Source organism: Geodermatophilus arenarius (genome assembly GCF_042654585.1).
Classification (GTDB): domain Bacteria; phylum Actinomycetota; class Actinomycetes; order Mycobacteriales; family Geodermatophilaceae; genus Geodermatophilus; species Geodermatophilus arenarius.
The window spans coordinates 15798-31611 of the sequence record NZ_JBHSGR010000007.1; the positions used below are offsets into that span (position 1 = coordinate 15798).

The window sequence follows — 15814 nt, forward strand, 5'->3', positions numbered from 1 at the left end:
CCGCGGGCGGTCAGAGCGCGGTGACCTCGACCGGGGTGGACAGCACCCGGTCCGGCCCGACGACCCGGTCCGGCCCGGTGAGCCGCACCGTCGCCCGCAGCCGCAGGTCCTCGCTGGAGGCGCCGACGGCGAGCTGCACCTCCCCGGCCTCGACCACGCGGCGCAGGTCCCGCCCGGTGAACGACGCCCGGTCGGCGTGCAGGCGGAACGTCACCCGCGCCGCGGCGCCGGCGTCGAGCTCCACCCGGGCGAAGCCGACCAGCCGGCGCAGCGGCTGCACCACGCTGGCCACCGGGTCGGACAGGTACAGCTGCACCACCTCCGCACCCGCGCGGGCGCCGGTGTTGCGGACCGTGCAGGAGACGGTCAGCTCGCCGTCGGTGGCCCACTCCTCGCCGGACACCGCGAGGTCGGACCAGTCGGCGGTCGTGTAGCCCAGCCCGTGGCCGAACGGGAACAGCGGCGTCGGGTCGGCCGAGCTGATCCCGCCGGCGCGGCCGAGGGTGGGCGCCAGGTAGGTGGCCGGCGACCCGCCCGGCCCGCGCGGCACCGACACCGGCAGCCGGCCCGAGGGGTTGACCCGGCCGCTGAGCACGCCCGCGACCGCGCCGGCGCCCTCCTCGCCGGGGAAGAACGCCTGCACGACGGCCGCGGCCCGGCCGGCGACGTCGCCGAGGGCGTAGGGCCGGCCGGTGAGCAGCACGACGACGACCGGGGTGCCCGACTCCAGCAGCGCGTCGAGCAGCTCGCCCTGCACGCCCGGCAGCCGCAGGTCGGCGGCGTCGCAGCCCTCGCCGGAGGTGCCGCGGCCGAACAGGCCCGAGCTGTCGCCGACCACGGCCACGCACACGTCGGCGTCGCGGGCCGCGGCCACGGCGGCGTCGAAGCCGCTGCGGTCGGGCTCCTGCACCGGGCAGCCCGGGGCGGTGGTGACCTCGGCGCCGGTGAACTCGGCGCGGACGGCGTCGAGCAGCGTGGGCACCTCCAGGCCCACCGGCACGTCGGGGTGCTGCGGGCCGACGTGGTTGGGGAAGGCGTAGCAGCCCATGAGGGACAGCACGGAGTCCGCGCACGGGCCGACGACGGCGATCCGCCGCGGCGCCGCCAGCGGCAGGGAGCCGCCGGGGTTGTCCAGCAGCACCACCGACCGCTCGGCGAGCACGCGGGCGATCTCGCGCAGGTGCGGCGGGTCGAAGTCCAGCGGCTCGCCGCTGCGCAGCGCCTCCGGCTCGGGGTCCCAGCCGGCGTCGAGCAGGCCGAGCTCGCCCTTCTGCCGCAGCACCCGCTCCACCGCGCGGTCGACCAGCGCCTCGGGCACCTCGCCCGACCGCACCCGCTCCAGCAGCGGCGCGCCGTAGCAGCGGACCGTCGGCAGCTCGACGTCGACACCGGCGGCCAGCGCCTGCGCGGCGGCCTCGCCGGGGGAGCCGGCGACGTGCTGGGTGGTCTCCAGGAACGAGACGCCGAAGTAGTCGGCGACCACGACGCCGTCGAAGCCGAGGGTCCCGCGCAGCAGGTCGGTGAGCAGCGCCGGGTCGGCGGCGGGCGGGACGCCGTCGACGGCGGCGTAGGAGTGCATCACCGAGCGGGCGCCGCCCTCGCGCAGCGCCGTCTCGAACGGCGGCAGCAGCAGGTCGGCGAACTCGCGCGGGCCCAGCCGCACCGGGGCGTGGTTGCGCCCCGCGCCCGAGGCGGAGTAGCCGGCGAAGTGCTTGAGGGTGGCGACGACGCCGGTGTCCTCCAGGCCGCGGACGTAGGCGGTGCCCAGCGCGGCGACGAGGTACGGGTCCTCGCCGATCGTCTCCTCGGTGCGGCCCCAGCGGGCGTCGACGGTCACGTCGAGGACCGGCGCGAGCCCCTGGTGCACGCCGATGCGGCGCATGAGCCCGCCGATGCCGGCCGCCATGGCGTGCACGGTCGCGGGGTCGAAGGAGGCACCCCAGGCCAGCGGCGTCGGGAACACGGTCGCCTGCCAGGCGGCGAGCCCGGTCAGGCACTCCTCGTGCGCGACGGCCGGGATGCCCAGCCGCGAGCCCTCGACGATGCCGCGCTGGGTGCTGGCCAGGACGCGGGCGCCGGTGAGCGGCTCGACCGGCACGGTGCCGAACACGCGGGTCAGCTGCCCGAGGCCGGGCCGGGTGAGCTCCTCCCACGGCGGGAGCGGCTCGGAGAACTCGTGCTGGTTGGGGGCGACGTCCTCACCCTCGCCGATCGTCGTCCACACGCCGTAGAGCTGGGCGACCTTCTCCTCGAGGGTCATCTGGGCCATCAGCTCGCGCACCCGCACGTCCAGCGGCCGGGACGGGTTCCGCCAGTCGCCGGTGGCGGGTGCGTCGAGCAGGGATCGGTCGGTCACGGGGCGGCTCCAGACGTGCGGGGAGGAGCCGGACGGCGCGGGCCGCCCGGCCGGTGTGCGGGGACGGGGTCAGGGACGGCGGGCCGTGGAGGCGCGCGGGACGAGCGAGGTGGCCAGCTCCACCCGCTGGCTGGTCAGCTCCCGGCCGCTGACCAGGTCGAGCAGCATGCGCCCGGCCATCCGGCCCATGTCGGCCAGCGGCTGGCGCACGGTGGTCAGGGGAGGGGAGGACCAGCGGGCCATCGGCAGGTCGTCGAAGCCGACGACGGACAGGTCCCCCGGCACCGACAGGCCCGCCTGGCGGGCGGCCTCGAGGACGCCGAAGGCCTGCTCGTCGCTCCCGGCGAAGACCGCCGTCGGCGGGTCGGGCAGCTCGAGCAGCTCGCGGGCCCGCTCGTAGCCGCCGTCGTGGTGGAAGTTGCCGTGGCGCACCAGCGCCGGGTCGGCCGGGATGCCGGCGCGGTCGAGCGCGGCGCGGTAGCCGTCGATGCGCGCCCGGCTGCACAGGTAGTCCTCGGGACCGCCGATGACCGCGATCCGCCGGTGCCCCAGCTCGACCAGGTGCTCGGTCGCGGCCATGCCCCCGGACCAGTTGGTGGCCCCGACGCTGGGCACGTCGGGCCCGGGCATGTCGACCGGGTCGATGACGACGACCGGGAGGTGGGAGCGGCCCAGCCGGCGCTGGTCGGCGGCGGTGATCCGCGAGGTGACGACGATGGCGCCGCGGCGGCCCCCGGCGATCAGCGAGCGGACCCAGTCGCCGTCCTGCGGCCGCGCCGCGAGCGAGTCGACGACGATCTCCAGGCCGCTCTCGGTGATGCCGCGCAGCAGCTCGACCGCCCAGGGGCTGTCCAGCGCGGTGAACACGACGTCGACCAGCGGGCTCTCCGGCTCGGGGACCGCGCGGCGGGCGACCGGCACGTAGTCGTACTGGTCGAGGAGGGCCAGCACCCGCTGGCGGGTGGCGGGGGCGACGTCGGTCTTGCCGTTGACGACCTTCGACACGGTGGGCAGCGACACGCCTGCCGCCGCGGCGATGCTCGCCAGGGTCGGGCGGCCTGCCGTCTGCTCGGACACGCGGGGTCCTCCTGGGTCGCCGGTCGCCGGCGGCCGGTGTGCCCGCCGGGGTGCCGTCCAGCCTGGCGTCCCGGGGTGGGCCGGAGGAGGGCCCCGGCGGCGGTGCCGGACGAATGTGAGCGGGAACGCTATCGAAACATCTCCGAAACCGCCAGCCCCGCTCATCCCCGCTGGTCAGTTCGCGCGTGCGTCGGGACGCCCCTGGAGGGCGGGAAGATCGCCTGCGGCGCGTCTGTGGCGGGCGCGTTGACAGCGCCGGTGACGTGGCTTACGTTCTCGCACCACTCCGAAACTTTCGGTTTTCAACGTCGAAACAGAAAGGCGGCGATGGGATGTCATCCCGGCGTCTGACCCGCGGAGCCGCGTCTGCCGGCGCGCTCCTCCTCGCAACGAGCCTGGCCGCCTGCGGCTCCTCCGGCCCCGGCGGAGGCGGTGGCGGCGGCGACACCGCGCAGGTGTGGGCCCTGCAGGACACCGTCCTGAACCCGATCGAGGAGTCCTCGGTCTCCCGGTTCAACGAGACCAGTGAGGCGGGTGACGCCGAGCTGACGACGTTCGGCAACGACCCGTACAAGCAGCGGCTGCGCGTGGCCCTGGGCTCGCCCGAGGCCCCCGACGTCTTCTTCAACTGGGGCGGCGGCAACCTCAAGGAGTACGTCGACGCCGGCGCGGTGGAGGACCTCACCCCGCTGCTGGAGGAGGACACCGAGCTCCGCGACTCGTTCATCCCGAGCGTCCTCGAGGCCGCCCAGCTCGACGGCAAGTACTACGGGATCCCGATGCGCGGCGTGCAGCCGGTCGCGCTCTTCTACAACAAGCAGGTCCTCGACGCCGCCGGCGTCCAGGTCCCGCAGACCTGGGACCAGCTGCTGGCCGCCGTCGACGCCCTCAAGGCCAGCGGGGTCACCCCGATCGCGCTGGCCGGCTCGCAGTCGTGGACCGAGCTGATGTGGATCGAGTACCTGCTCGACCGCGTCGGCGGCCCGGAGGTCTTCCAGGCCATCCGCGACGGCGAGGACGGCGCGTGGGAGAACCCGGCCGTCCTGCAGTCCCTGCAGATGGTCACCGACCTGGTCGACCGCGGCGCCTTCGGCGACGACTTCGCCTCCGTCGGCTACGACGTCGGCGGCGCGTCGACGATCCTCGCCCAGGGCGACGCCGGCTTCCACCTCATGGGGTCGTGGGAGTACGTCAACCAGCTCGGCCAGAGCCCCGAGTTCGTCGAGGCGGGCGACCTCGGCTGGGCGCCGTTCCCGGCCGTCGAGGGCGGCGCCGGTGACCCGGCCAACGTCGTCGGCAACCCGACCAACTTCTACTCGGTGGCCGCGGACTCCGACCAGAAGGACACCGCGCTGGAGTACGTGTCGACCGCGCTCAACGACGAGCAGTACGTCGAGGACCTGGTGGCGGCCGGCGACGTGCCGGCGGTGACCGGCGTCCGCGAGCAGCTGGAGGCCGGGGACAACGCCGACTACACGACCTGGATCTACGACCTGGTCGAGGGCGCGCCGAACTTCCAGCTGTCCTGGGACCAGGACCTGCCCGCCGAGCAGTCCACGGAGATGCTGACCGAGCTGCAGCGCCTCTTCCTCGGTGAGCAGACCCCCGAGGGCTTCGTCGCCGCGATGTCCGCGGCCTGACGGTCCGACACCACCGCACCACCGCTCCACCACACGGCAGGGGAACCGGCATGGCAGGAAGCACCCTCGTGACTCCCGCGGAGAACCCGGCGCCGCCGGCGCCGCGGGGGCGGTCCACCGGGACGCGGGAGCGTCCCTCGGGCTGGTACCTGGCACCCGCACTGGCCTTCTTCGGGTTCTTCGCGGTCCTGCCGATGCTCCTGGTCGTCTACCTCAGCTTCACCGACTGGGACGGCTTCGGGTTCCCGCAGCCGTCCGGGGCGGCGAACTGGGAGCGCCTGGTCGCCGACGGCGAGGCGCGCGACGCCCTGCTGCTCACCCTGCTGTTCATGGTGGCCTCCTGGGCCGTCCAGACCCCGATCGCTCTCCTGATCGGGGTCTGGGCGGCCGGGCGGCAGCGCAACCGCGCCGTGCTCAGCTCGCTGTTCTTCCTGCCCCTGCTCCTGTCGACGGCGGCCATCGCGCTGCTGTGGGCCTCGGTGCTCGACCCGAACTTCGGGGTCACCCAGGCGCTGCCGTTCCTCGACCGGTTCAACTTCCTCGGCGACACCGAGATCGTCATCTACACCGTGGTCTGGGTCGTCTCCTGGCAGTACGTCCCGTTCCACACGCTGCTCTACCAAGGCGCGGCGCGGCAGATCCCGCACAGCCTCTACGAGGCGGCCACCATCGACGGAGCCGGCCGCTTCCGCCAGTTCTTCACGATCACGCTGCCGCTGCTGAAGTACACGGTGATCACCTCCAGCGTGCTCATGCTGGTCGGCTCGTTCACCACCTTCGACACGATCCTCATCCTCACCGGGGGCGGTCCCGGGACGACGACCCGCATCGCGCCGCTGTACATGTACATCACCGGCTTCAGCGGCTTCGAGTTCGGCTACGCCAGCGCGATCGCGGTGCTGCTGCTGGTGCTCGGCGCCGGCCTGTCCCTCTTCGTCACCCGCATCACCGGCTTCCGGGCCATGCAGAGCCAGCAGGAGGGCCTGTGACCGCCACCGCGCTGCCCACCACCGGCGCGGCCCCCGCGCCCGCCCGCCCGCGCCGCCGGGGCCGCCGGGAGCGCCCCAACGTCCTGGCCGGCGTCCTGTCCCTGGTCTGGCTGGTGCTGGTCGCCGTCCCGCTGTACTACCTGGTCTCGGGGAGCCTGCGGACCCGGCAGGACTACCTGTCGGACAACCCGCTGGTCCCGCCGTCGAACCCGACGCTGGACAACTACCGGACCGTCTTCGAGGGCGGGTTCACGACCTACCTGCTCAACACGGTCGTCGTGACGATCGCGACGGTGGCGATCGTCGTCGGGCTGACCCTGCCGGCGGCCTACGCGGTGGCCCGCAACGCCGGCCGGTTCGTGCAGCGCGGCTTCTCGCTCATGCTCGTCGGCCTGGCCATCCCGGCGCAGGCGGCGATCATCCCCGTGTACCTGATGATCACGCAGATGCGCCTGTACGACACCCTGCTGGCGATCATCCTGCCGACGGCGGCCTTCGCCATGCCGGTGGCGCTGCTGGTGATGGTCAACAGCCTGCGCGACATCCCCGGCGAGCTGTACGAGGCGCAGACCCTCGACGGCGCCGGTCCGTTCGCCGTGCTGCGCCACCTGGTGCTGCCGCTGGCCAAGCCGGCGATCACCACGGTGTCGGTGTTCACCTCGCTCACCGCCTGGAACGGCTTCCTGTTCCCGCTGGTGCTCACCCAGTCCGAGGACAACCGGGTGCTCACCCTGGGCCTGTGGGACTTCCAGGGCCAGTTCGGCACCAACGTGCCCGGACTGCTCGCGGCCGTGACCCTGTCGGTGGTGCCGATCTTCGTGCTCTACCTGGTCGGCCGCCGGTACCTGCTCAGCGGCCTCACCGCCGGCTTCGGCAAGTAGCTCAGTGCGGTCGCAGCCAGCGCGCGGGGTCGGCGACCACGCCGGCCAGCGCGCGCAGCGCCGCCCCGGTCGCCCCGGCGGCCCGGGCGGCGAGCGCGGCCTCCACCCGCGGCCGGCGCCAGCGGGCCGACAGCACCCGCCGGCCCAGCGTCTCCTCGAGTGCCGGGCACAGCTGTGCGGCCAGCTCGCCGAGGTGGCCGCCGAGCACGACGGTCGGCACGTCGAGCACGTTGAGCACGCCGGCCAGCGCCGCGCGCAGCGCCCGGGCGGCGCCGTCGGCGGCCGCGCGGGCCGCGGGCTCGCCGTCGGCGTCGCGGCGGGCCAGCTCGCCGGGGCCGGTGTCGCGGGGCAGCCCGCCGCCGGCCAGCAGCGCGCCGCGGCGGGCGTACTGCTCCAGGCAGCCGGTGGACCCGCAGCGGCAGGCCGGCCCCGCGGGGTCGACGCACACGTGGCCCATCTCGCCGGCCCAGCCGGAGCTGCCGCTCACCACCCGGCCGTCCATGACGGTCGCGCCGCCGACGCCGATCTGCCCGGACAGGTAGACGAAGTCCCGGTGCGGCCCCGGCCGGCCGGGCGCGGTCTCGGCGACCGTGCGCGCGGCCAGGTCGGCCTCGTTGCCCAGGACCAGCTCCGCGGGCAGCGGCGGGCCGAGCAGCTCGGCCGGGCGCAGGTCGGACCAGCCGAGGTTGGGCGCGCGCAGCAGCACGCCGGCGTCGACGTCGACGATGCCGGGCAGCGCGAGGCCGGCGCCGGCGACCCGGGCGCCGTCGGGCAGCCCGTCGAGCAGGCCGGCGGCGAGCCGGCCGAGCCGGGCGAGGGTGGGGCCGGGGTCGCTGCCGCGGAAGTCGCCGGGCTCGACCCGCTCGCCCACCACCCGGCCGCGCAGGTCCAGCACCCGGCCGGCGAGCAGGCCGGCGTCGGCCTGCAGGCCGAGGGCCACGACCCGCGCGCCGGGGGTCAGCGGCGTGGCCGGGCGGCCGCGGCGGCCCGACGGCGCGGCCTCGACCTCGTCGAGCAGGCCGCCGGCCACGAGGTCGTCGGCCAGCCGGGCGGCGGTCGCGCGGGTCATCCCGGTGGCCGCCGCGACGTCGGCGCGCGAGGGTGGGGTGGTGGCGGAGCACACCGTCCGCAGCACCAGCGCGAGGTTCGCCGGCCGGGGGGTCGAGGGCCGCGCGCGAACCGTCTCGGGGCTCGTCACGGGCTCGGACACGGGGTTGAGGTTAGCTGTGACGTGCATTATGTTCTAGCCCGAAACAAAATCAGCGCCGCTCCGCCGGCCACCGGCCTGTGCGCATCCCCGCACGGCCTCCCCGTCGAGTTCCCGGGAGGAACCCCATGACGCAGCCCACCCGTGAGGACAGGTTCTCGTTCGGCCTCTGGACGGTCGGCTGGACGGCGCGCGACCCGTTCGGCGAGGCCACCCGGCCCGAGCTGGACCCGGTCGAGAGCGTCCACAAGCTCGCCGAGCTCGGCGCCTACGGCGTCACCTTCCACGACGACGACCTGATCCCCTTCGGCAGCGACGACGCCGCCCGGACCCAGCGGATCGACGCGTTCAAGAAGGCGCTGGCCGACACCGGCCTGGTCGTGCCGATGGTGACCACCAACCTGTTCACCCACCCGGTGTTCAAGGAGGGCGGGCTCACCGCCAACGACCGCGGCGTCCGCCGGTTCGCGATGCGCAAGGTCATGCGCAACATGGACCTCGCCGCCGAGCTCGGCGCGCAGACCTACGTGCTGTGGGGCGGCCGCGAGGGCGCCGAGGTCGACAGCGCCAAGGACCTCAAGGCCGCGCTCGACCGCTACCGCGAGGGCATCGACACCCTGGCCCAGTACTCCGAGGACCGCGGCTACGGCCTGCGCTTCGCCCTGGAGCCCAAGCCCAACGAGCCCCGCGGCGACATCTTCCTGCCGACCATCGGCCACGCCATCGCCTTCATCAACACCCTCGAGCACGCCGACCTGGTGGGCGTGAACCCCGAGGTCGGGCACGAGCAGATGGCCGGCCTGAACTACACGCACGGCATCGCCCAGGCGCTGTGGCAGGGCAAGCTCTTCCACATCGACCTCAACGGGCAGAAGGGCCCGCGCTACGACCAGGACCTCGTCTTCGGTCACGGCGACCTGCTCTCCGCCTTCGCCACCGTCGACCTGCTGGAGAACGGCTTCCCGTCCGGCGGCGCCCGCTACGAGGGCCCCCGCCACTTCGACTACAAGCCGCTGCGCACCGAGGACGGCAAGGGCGTCTGGGAGTCGGCCGCCGCCAACATGCGCACCTACCTGCTGCTCAAGGAGCGGGCCGCCGCGTTCCGCGCCGACCCGGAGGTGCAGGAGGCCCTCGCCGACGCCGCCGTGCCCGAGCTCGCCCAGCCGACCCTCGGCGACGGCGAGACCTACGAGCAGCTGCTGGCCGACCGCTCGGCGTTCGAGGACTTCGACGCCGCGGCCGCCGGCGCCCGCCGCGGCGGTCAGGTCCGCCTGTCGCAGCTGGCCCTCGAGCACCTGCTCGGCGCCCGCTGATGGCCCTGGTCGCGGGGGTCGACACCTCGACCCAGGCCTGCAAGGTCGTCGTCCGGGACGCGGCGTCCGGTGCCCTCGTGCGCGAGGGCCGGGCGCCGCACCCCGAGGGCACCGAGGTGGCCCCCGCGGCCTGGGCGGCCGCGCTGGAGCAGGCGGTGGCGCAGGCCGGCGGGCTCGACGACGTCGCCGCCGTCGCCGTCGGCGGCCAGCAGCACGGCATGGTCTGCCTCGACGGTGACGGCCGGGTCGTGCGCGACGCCCTGCTCTGGAACGACACCCGCTCCGCCGGCGCGGCCGCCGACCTCACCCGTGAGCTCGGCGGCCCGCAGGCGTGGGCCGACGCCGTCGGCCTGGTGCCGGTGGCGTCGTTCACCGTCACCAAGCTGCGCTGGCTGGCCGAGCACGAGCCGGCCAACGCCGAGCGCACCGCCGCGGTCTGCCTGCCGCACGACTGGCTCACCTGGGTGCTCGCCGGGCAGCCGGGTCTGGGCGCGCTGGTCACCGACCGCGGCGACGCCAGCGGCACCGGCTACTGGTCGGCCGCGACGGGGGAGTACCGGCCCGACCTGCTGGAGCGCGCCTTCGGCAGCACCCCGGTGCTGCCGCGGGTCCTCGGCCCGGCCGAGGCGGCCGGGACGGTGGCGTGGGCGGGCACCACCGGCGCCGTGCTCGGCCCCGGCACCGGCGACAACGCCGCCGCGGCGCTGGGCCTGGCGGCCGAGCCCGGCGACGTCGTCTGCTCGATCGGCACCTCCGGCGTCGTCTCGATCGTCTCCACGACCCCGGCCGCCGACCCCAGCGGCGCCGTCGCCGGGTTCGCCGACGCCACCGGCAACTACCTGCCGCTGGTGGCCACGCTCAACGCCGCCCGCGTCCTCGACGCCACGGCGCGGCTGCTGGGCGTCGACCACGCCGAGCTGTCCCGGCTGGCGCTGTCGGCCCCGGCCGGCGCCGGCGGCCTGGTCCTCGTGCCCTACCTGGAGGGCGAGCGGACGCCGGACCGCCCCGACTCGACCGGCGCGCTGCACGGCCTGACCCTGGCCACCTCCACCCCGGCCTCGCTCGCCCGCGCCGCCGTGGAGGGGTTGCTGTGCGGCCTCGCCGACGGCCTCGACGCCGTCCGCGCCACCGGCGCGGAGGTGCGGCGGGTGTTCCTCGTCGGCGGCGGCGCCCGCTCGGAGGCGGTCCGCCGGATCGCCCCCGCCGTCCTCGGCGTGCCGGTGCTCGTGCCGCCGCCGGGGGAGTACGTGGCCGACGGCGCCGCCCGCCAGGCCGCCTGGGTGCTGTCCGGCGCGGCCGCCGCACCCGAGTGGCCGCGGCCGGGCACCGAGGTGCACGAGGCCGACCCGACCCCCGCCGTCCGCGAGCGCTACGCCGAGGTCCGCGACCTCACCGCGAACCGGATCTGATCCACCCCGAACCACCGGCACCGTCGCCGTACCCCCGAGGAGCACCCCCATGGCCACCGTCACCTACGACTCCGCGACCCGGATCTACGCCGGGGCGGACCGGCCGGCCGTCGACGCGCTGGACCTGCAGGTCGAGGACGGCGAGTTCCTCGTCCTGGTCGGCCCGTCCGGCTGCGGCAAGTCCACGTCGCTGCGGATGCTCGCCGGCCTCGAGGACGTCGACTCCGGCCGCATCCTCATCGGCGACCGCGACGTCACCGACCTGCCGGCCAAGGCCCGCGACATCGCGATGGTCTTCCAGAACTACGCGCTCTACCCGCACATGACCGTGGCCGACAACATGGGCTTCGCGCTCAAGATGGCCAAGATCGGCAAGGCCGAGATCGGCGAGCGGGTGCGCGAGGCGGCCAAGCTGCTCGACCTCGAGCAGTACCTGGACCGCAAGCCGCGCGCGCTGTCCGGCGGCCAGCGCCAGCGGGTGGCCATGGGCCGGGCGATCGTCCGCAAGCCGCAGGTCTTCCTCATGGACGAGCCGCTGTCCAACCTCGACGCGAAGCTGCGCGTGCAGACCCGCACCCAGATCGCCCAGCTGCAGCGGCGCCTGGGGATCACCACGGTCTACGTCACCCACGACCAGACCGAGGCGATGACCATGGGCGACCGCGTGGCGGTGCTCAAGGACGGCCTGCTCATGCAGGCGGGCAAGCCGCGCGAGCTCTACGACCGGCCGCGCAACGTCTTCGTCGCGGGCTTCATCGGCTCCCCGGCGATGAACCTCGTCGAGCTGCCGGTGGCCGACGGCGGCGTCCGGTTCGGCGACACCGTCCACCCCGTCGAGCGCGAGGTGCTCGGCCGGGCGGCCGCCGACCGGGTGGTGCTCGGCGTCCGGCCCGAGGACCTCGAGGTCGGCGAGCACGGCATCCCGGTGGAGGTCGACGTCGTCGAGGAGCTCGGCGCGGACGCCTACGTGTACGGCCATGCCCTCCTGGACGGGGCGGACCTCGACGGGACCCGGCACACCGTCACCGTCCGGGTCGACGGGCGCCGCCCGCCGCTCAAGGGCGACCGGGTGCACGTCACGCCGCGCGCCGGGCACGTGCACCTGTTCTCCACCGTCGACGGCGAGCGGCTCGGGTGAGCCTCCCGCCCACCGGCGAGCAGCACGTCCTCCGCCGCGGGGACGCCGAGGCCGTCGTCGTCGAGGTCGGCGGCGGCCTGCGCACCTACCGGGCCGGCGGCCGCGACGTCGTCGACGGCTACGACGTGGCCGAGATGGCCGCGGACGTGCGCGGGCACGTGCTCGCGCCCTGGCCCAACCGGCTGCGCGACGGCGTCTGGTCCTGGGACGGCGTCCGGCACGTCACCCCGGTGACCGAGCCGGAGCGGGGGACGGCGATCCACGGCCTGGTGCGGCACGTGCCCTGGCGCGTGCTCGACCGGGCCGAGGACCGGGTGGTCCTCGGGTACGTGCTGCACCCGCAGCCGGGCTACCCGTTCACCCTGCGGCTGCAGGTGGCGTGGGAGCTCACCGACGACGGCCTGCGGGTGACCACCACCGCCACCAACGAGGGCGGCACCGACCTGCCCTACGGCGAGGGCCACCACCCCTACCTCGCCGCCGGCCCGGGGCTGCGGGTCGACGACTGCACCCTCACCCTCCCCGCGGCCACCCGGCTGCTGACCGACGACCGGCTGCTGCCGGTCGGCCGCGAGCCGGTGGAGGGGACGCCGTTCGACCTGCGCGCCGGACGGCGGGTCGGCGACCTGGTGGTCGACGACTGCTTCACCGACCTCGCCCGCGACGCCGACGGCCTCGCCGAGGTGCGGCTGGTCCGCCCGGACGGCAGCGGCGCCGTCGTCTGGATGGACGCCTCCTACGGGCACCTGCAGGTGTTCACCGGCGACGTCGTCGAGCCGCCGTCGCGCCGCCGGCACGGGCTCGCCGTCGAGCCGATGACCTGCCCGCCGGACGCGTTCCGCTCCGGCGAGGCGGTGCGGCGGCTGGCGCCGGGGGAGTCCACGACCGGCACCTGGGGCATCCGCCCGCTCTGACCGCCGGGGCGCGGGTCAGGCCGTCAGCGCGAGGCAGATCCAGCACAGCGGGTCGCCGGCGTCGTCCCGGTCCTCGGGCCAGCACCACACCGCCGGGTCGAGCAGCGTCACCGGGGCCAGGCACACCGACCGGCCGACCAGCAGACCGTCGCCGCCCACCGCGTGCAGGCGGCCCATCGGCAGGTCCAGCGACTCCCCGCCGCACTCGAGGGGGCGCACCGCGTCCGCGCCCATCGTCCAGTGCTCGCGGCGCCGCGTGTCCGCGCTCACCGGAGGACGAGGCGCTCGCCGGCGGGCATCCGGCGGGCGAGGTCGGCGAGCAGCGCCCGGGCGTCGTCGGCGACGGTGGCCGCGTCGAGTCGCACGACGACCTGCCGGTGGCCCAGCCCCCGGAGCCCGGTCACGGTCCGGCACAGCGCCTCGGCGCCGATCCGGTCGAGCCGGCCGCGGACGCTGATGACGCCGGTGGTCCGGTCGGTGCGCGCGGTGGACAGCGGGGGCAGCGGGCGGGCCCCGGCCTCGGGTGCCCGCTGGGTGGCGGGCGCTCCCGAGGGGACGCGCCGTCGGCAGGGACGGGTGCGGCGGTGGGCCTCTTCTCGACTCACCCCCCGACCGTGACGAATCCGTCCGAAACGTCCCAGGGCCCTAGGTCCCTGGGGCAGGCGTGTCCGCCGTGGGCCGACACGCAAGGGGCGCGGCCCGTCACGGTCCGCGGTGGGGGCGGGCCGGGCGGCGGGGTCAGGCAGTACGCGGACGCGGCGGCGGCACCGGGCTCGGCGGGACGTTCTGGTTGAGGTGGAACAGGTTGTCCGGGTCGTAGCGGCGCTTGACCTCGGTCAGCCGGGCGTGGTTCGCGCCGAGGTCCTCGGCCGCGCGGGGCGCGTCGTCCGCCGAGGCGAAGTTGGTGTAGCCCCCCGGCTCGGTGTACGGCCGCAGCGCGGCGAAGTAGTCGCGGACCCAGCGGATCATGCGCTCGTCGTCCGCGGGGTCGGCCCACATGCCGGCGATGTTGGCCACGTAGCGGGCGTCCCGGTGCCCGAAGGCGGTCGCGTCGCTCGCCACCTCCCGCGGCGCGCCGTCGAGCGTGTACAGGTGCATCGTCCCGGTGACCACCGGCAGGCGGGCCCCGTGCTCGACGTGCACCGCGATCGCCTCGTCGGGCAGCTCGGTGACGAAGGCGTTCTTCCAGTAGCTCCGCGTGCCCGGTGGGAGCAGCGGGTCGAACAGCGCGTTGACGGCCGGGTAGGGCATCGGGGCCACCATCTCCGCGGCCGGCGGCGCGACACCGCGGATCCCGGCGAGGAACCGCTCGCCGTCGGCCGGGTCCCCCGTCCAGCAGGAGACGACGACCGCGAAGGGCTCGCCGACGCGGTCCTCCGGGATGAACGGCAGCGGGGGCGCCAGGTGCATGGCGGGGTAGCCGCCGTACTCGCGCGGTGCGGCGGAGATCGTGTCCCGGAAGTGCGCGAACACCGCCGGTCCGTCGGTGAGCTCGAAGAACTGCAGGCCGACCAGGACGTTCTCCGGGATGGCGTGCAGCCGGTACGTGAACTCGGTGACGACGCCGAAGTTGCCGCCGCCGCCGCGCAGCGCCCAGAACAGGTCCGGGTGCTCGTCCTCGCTGGCGGTGAGCTGCTCGCCGGCGGCGGTGACCACGCGGGCGGAGAGCAGGTTGTCGCAGGTGAGCCCGTGCGCGCGGTTCAGGTAGCCGATCCCGCCGCCGAGTGTGAGGCCCCCGATCCCCGTGGTCGAGATGATCCCGCCGGGCGTGGCCGTGCCGTGGGCCGCGGTGACGTCGTTGAGCCGTCCCCAGGTCGTGCCGCCCCCGGCCCGGGCGGTGGCCGCCGCGTCGTCGACGTCGACGTGCTGCATCGGGGACAGGTCCGCCACGATCGCGCCGTCCCGCGTCCCGAACCCGGCCACGCCGTGGCCGCCGCCGCGGACGGCGAGCTCCATCCGCTGGTCCTGCGCGAGCCGGACGACGGCGACGACGTCGTCGGCGGTCGCGCAGCGGACGACCGCTGCGGGGTGCGCGTCGATCGCCCCGTTCCACACCCGCCGGGCCTCGTCGTACCCCGCGTCCCCGGGCCGGATCACCTGCCCGGTCACCCGGTCGGCCAGTGTCGTCAGTGCCTGGGTCATGGCTGCTCCTCGAGGACTCGAGTCGCACGCGCCGCGGGCTGAGCACGCGCCGGTCGCGGCGGCGACCCTAGTCCCGTGCGCCGCCGTCCGGGGGCCTGGAGGAGCGCCCCGGGAGGGGCACCGTCCGGGGCGGCGTGCCCTCCCCGCCCGTCGCCGCGCGGCCACCGCCGGTCCTCTCCGGGGTCGCCGTCATCACCGGCTCCCGGAGGAGCCGAGCGGGCCGCGGCGCCCCGGGCGACGTCGGGTGCGGTCACCGGCGACCGGGAGGTGGCGCGGGGTACCTAGACTCGACCGGGCACCCCTGATCCGGGAGCCGGGACCGAACGAGGAGGGTGCACGTGGCCGTACGGGCCATCCGGGGCGCGACACAGGTGGACGCCGACGAGCGCGAACAGGTCCTCGAGGCCACCCGGGAGCTGGTGAGCACCGTGGTCGAGCGCAACGGCCTCCACCACGACGACATCATCAGCATCCTGTTCACCGCGACCCCGGACCTGGTCTCGGAGTTCCCGGCGCTGGCCGCGCGCGAGCTCGGGATGGGCGACGTGCCGCTGATGTGCGCCACCGAGATCGGCGTGCCGCACGCGCTGCCGCGGGTGCTGCGGCTCATGGCGCACGTGGAGACCGAGCGGCCGCGCGGGGAGATCCAGCACGTGTACCTGCGGGGTGCCGTGGCGCTGCGACGGGACATCGCGCAGTGAGCGAGCGTCAGCGAGCGGAGACCACTGCGCGGAGCGACAGCGCAGTG

The 15814-nt window shown here is 75.4% G+C and carries 14 protein-coding genes; 8 read left to right on the plus strand and 6 right to left on the minus strand.

Going from position 1 to position 15814, the window contains the following annotated elements; all coding sequences use genetic code 11:
• Window positions 1–10 precede the first annotated feature (10 nt).
• Window positions 11–2356 carry a beta-xylosidase/alpha-l-arabinosidase gene (locus tag ACFO3M_RS08055; protein ID WP_387988055.1) on the minus strand — a complete coding sequence of 782 codons (2346 nt, stop codon included), beginning with the start codon at window positions 2354–2356 and terminating at the stop codon, window positions 11–13.
• Between the two features lie 69 nt (window positions 2357–2425).
• On the minus strand, window positions 2426–3433 hold the full coding sequence (locus ACFO3M_RS08060; RefSeq protein WP_387988056.1) for a LacI family DNA-binding transcriptional regulator: 1008 nt from the start codon (window positions 3431–3433) through the stop codon (window positions 2426–2428).
• Window positions 3434–3888: 455 nt separating this feature from the next.
• Here ACFO3M_RS08060 and ACFO3M_RS08065 point away from each other — a divergent pair, with 455 nt between their 5' ends.
• From ACFO3M_RS08065 to ACFO3M_RS08075, 3 genes are read left to right on the plus strand one after another with little or no spacing between them, the layout of a single operon-like run.
• Window positions 3889–5073, plus strand: coding sequence for an extracellular solute-binding protein (locus ACFO3M_RS08065; protein WP_387988057.1), 1185 nt, complete (start codon window positions 3889–3891; stop codon window positions 5071–5073).
• 50 nt (window positions 5074–5123) lie between these two features.
• Window positions 5124–6062 carry a carbohydrate ABC transporter permease gene (locus tag ACFO3M_RS08070; RefSeq protein WP_387988058.1) on the plus strand — a complete coding sequence of 313 codons (939 nt, stop codon included), beginning with the start codon at window positions 5124–5126 and terminating at the stop codon, window positions 6060–6062.
• Window positions 6059–6943 carry a carbohydrate ABC transporter permease gene (locus ACFO3M_RS08075; RefSeq protein ID WP_387988059.1) on the plus strand — a complete coding sequence of 295 codons (885 nt, stop codon included), beginning with the start codon at window positions 6059–6061 and terminating at the stop codon, window positions 6941–6943. Before ACFO3M_RS08070 ends, ACFO3M_RS08075 begins: the two co-directional genes overlap by 4 nt.
• Window position 6944: 1 nt before the next feature.
• Here the strand turns inward: ACFO3M_RS08075 and ACFO3M_RS08080 are convergent, their stop codons facing one another.
• Entirely contained in the window at window positions 6945–8153 is a 1209-nt protein-coding gene (locus tag ACFO3M_RS08080; protein WP_387988060.1) for an ROK family protein, read from the minus strand.
• Between the two features lie 125 nt (window positions 8154–8278).
• On the opposite strand from ACFO3M_RS08080, the gene xylA reads away from it, so the two are divergent.
• The 4 genes from xylA to ACFO3M_RS08100 are packed head-to-tail and all read left to right on the plus strand — an operon-like array spanning window position 8279 to window position 12924.
• Window positions 8279–9463: a xylose isomerase gene (xylA, locus tag ACFO3M_RS08085; RefSeq protein WP_387988061.1), complete on the plus strand. Its 1185-nt coding sequence runs from the start codon at window positions 8279–8281 to the stop codon at window positions 9461–9463.
• Entirely contained in the window at window positions 9463–10872 is a 1410-nt protein-coding gene (gene xylB, locus ACFO3M_RS08090) for a xylulokinase (protein ID WP_387988062.1), read from the plus strand. The genes xylA and xylB overlap by 1 nt, the downstream gene beginning before the upstream one ends.
• Window positions 10873–10921: 49 nt before the next feature.
• Window positions 10922–12010, plus strand: a complete 1089-nt coding sequence (locus tag ACFO3M_RS08095) for an ABC transporter ATP-binding protein (protein WP_387988063.1) — start codon at window positions 10922–10924, stop codon at window positions 12008–12010.
• Window positions 12007–12924: an aldose 1-epimerase family protein gene (locus ACFO3M_RS08100; protein WP_387988064.1), complete on the plus strand. Its 918-nt coding sequence runs from the start codon at window positions 12007–12009 to the stop codon at window positions 12922–12924. Before ACFO3M_RS08095 ends, ACFO3M_RS08100 begins: the two co-directional genes overlap by 4 nt.
• A gap of 15 nt (window positions 12925–12939) precedes the next feature.
• On the opposite strand, the gene ACFO3M_RS08105 is transcribed toward ACFO3M_RS08100, so the two are convergent.
• The 3 genes from ACFO3M_RS08105 to ACFO3M_RS08115 all read right to left on the minus strand — a co-directional run bounded on the left by ACFO3M_RS08105 (window position 12940) and on the right by ACFO3M_RS08115 (window position 15066).
• A complete protein-coding gene (locus ACFO3M_RS08105; protein WP_387988065.1) occupies window positions 12940–13194 on the minus strand; it encodes a hypothetical protein in 255 nt (84 codons plus the stop codon).
• Window positions 13191–13529 carry a hypothetical protein gene (locus ACFO3M_RS08110; protein ID WP_387988066.1) on the minus strand — a complete coding sequence of 113 codons (339 nt, stop codon included), beginning with the start codon at window positions 13527–13529 and terminating at the stop codon, window positions 13191–13193. The genes ACFO3M_RS08105 and ACFO3M_RS08110 overlap by 4 nt, the downstream gene beginning before the upstream one ends.
• 133 nt (window positions 13530–13662) lie before the next feature.
• Window positions 13663–15066 carry an FAD-binding oxidoreductase gene (locus ACFO3M_RS08115; protein ID WP_387988067.1) on the minus strand — a complete coding sequence of 468 codons (1404 nt, stop codon included), beginning with the start codon at window positions 15064–15066 and terminating at the stop codon, window positions 13663–13665.
• A 338-nt stretch (window positions 15067–15404) separates the two neighbouring features.
• Here ACFO3M_RS08115 and aroH point away from each other — a divergent pair, with 338 nt between their 5' ends.
• Window positions 15405–15767, plus strand: a complete 363-nt coding sequence (gene aroH / locus ACFO3M_RS08120) for a chorismate mutase (protein WP_387988068.1) — start codon at window positions 15405–15407, stop codon at window positions 15765–15767.
• Window positions 15768–15814 lie beyond the last annotated feature (47 nt).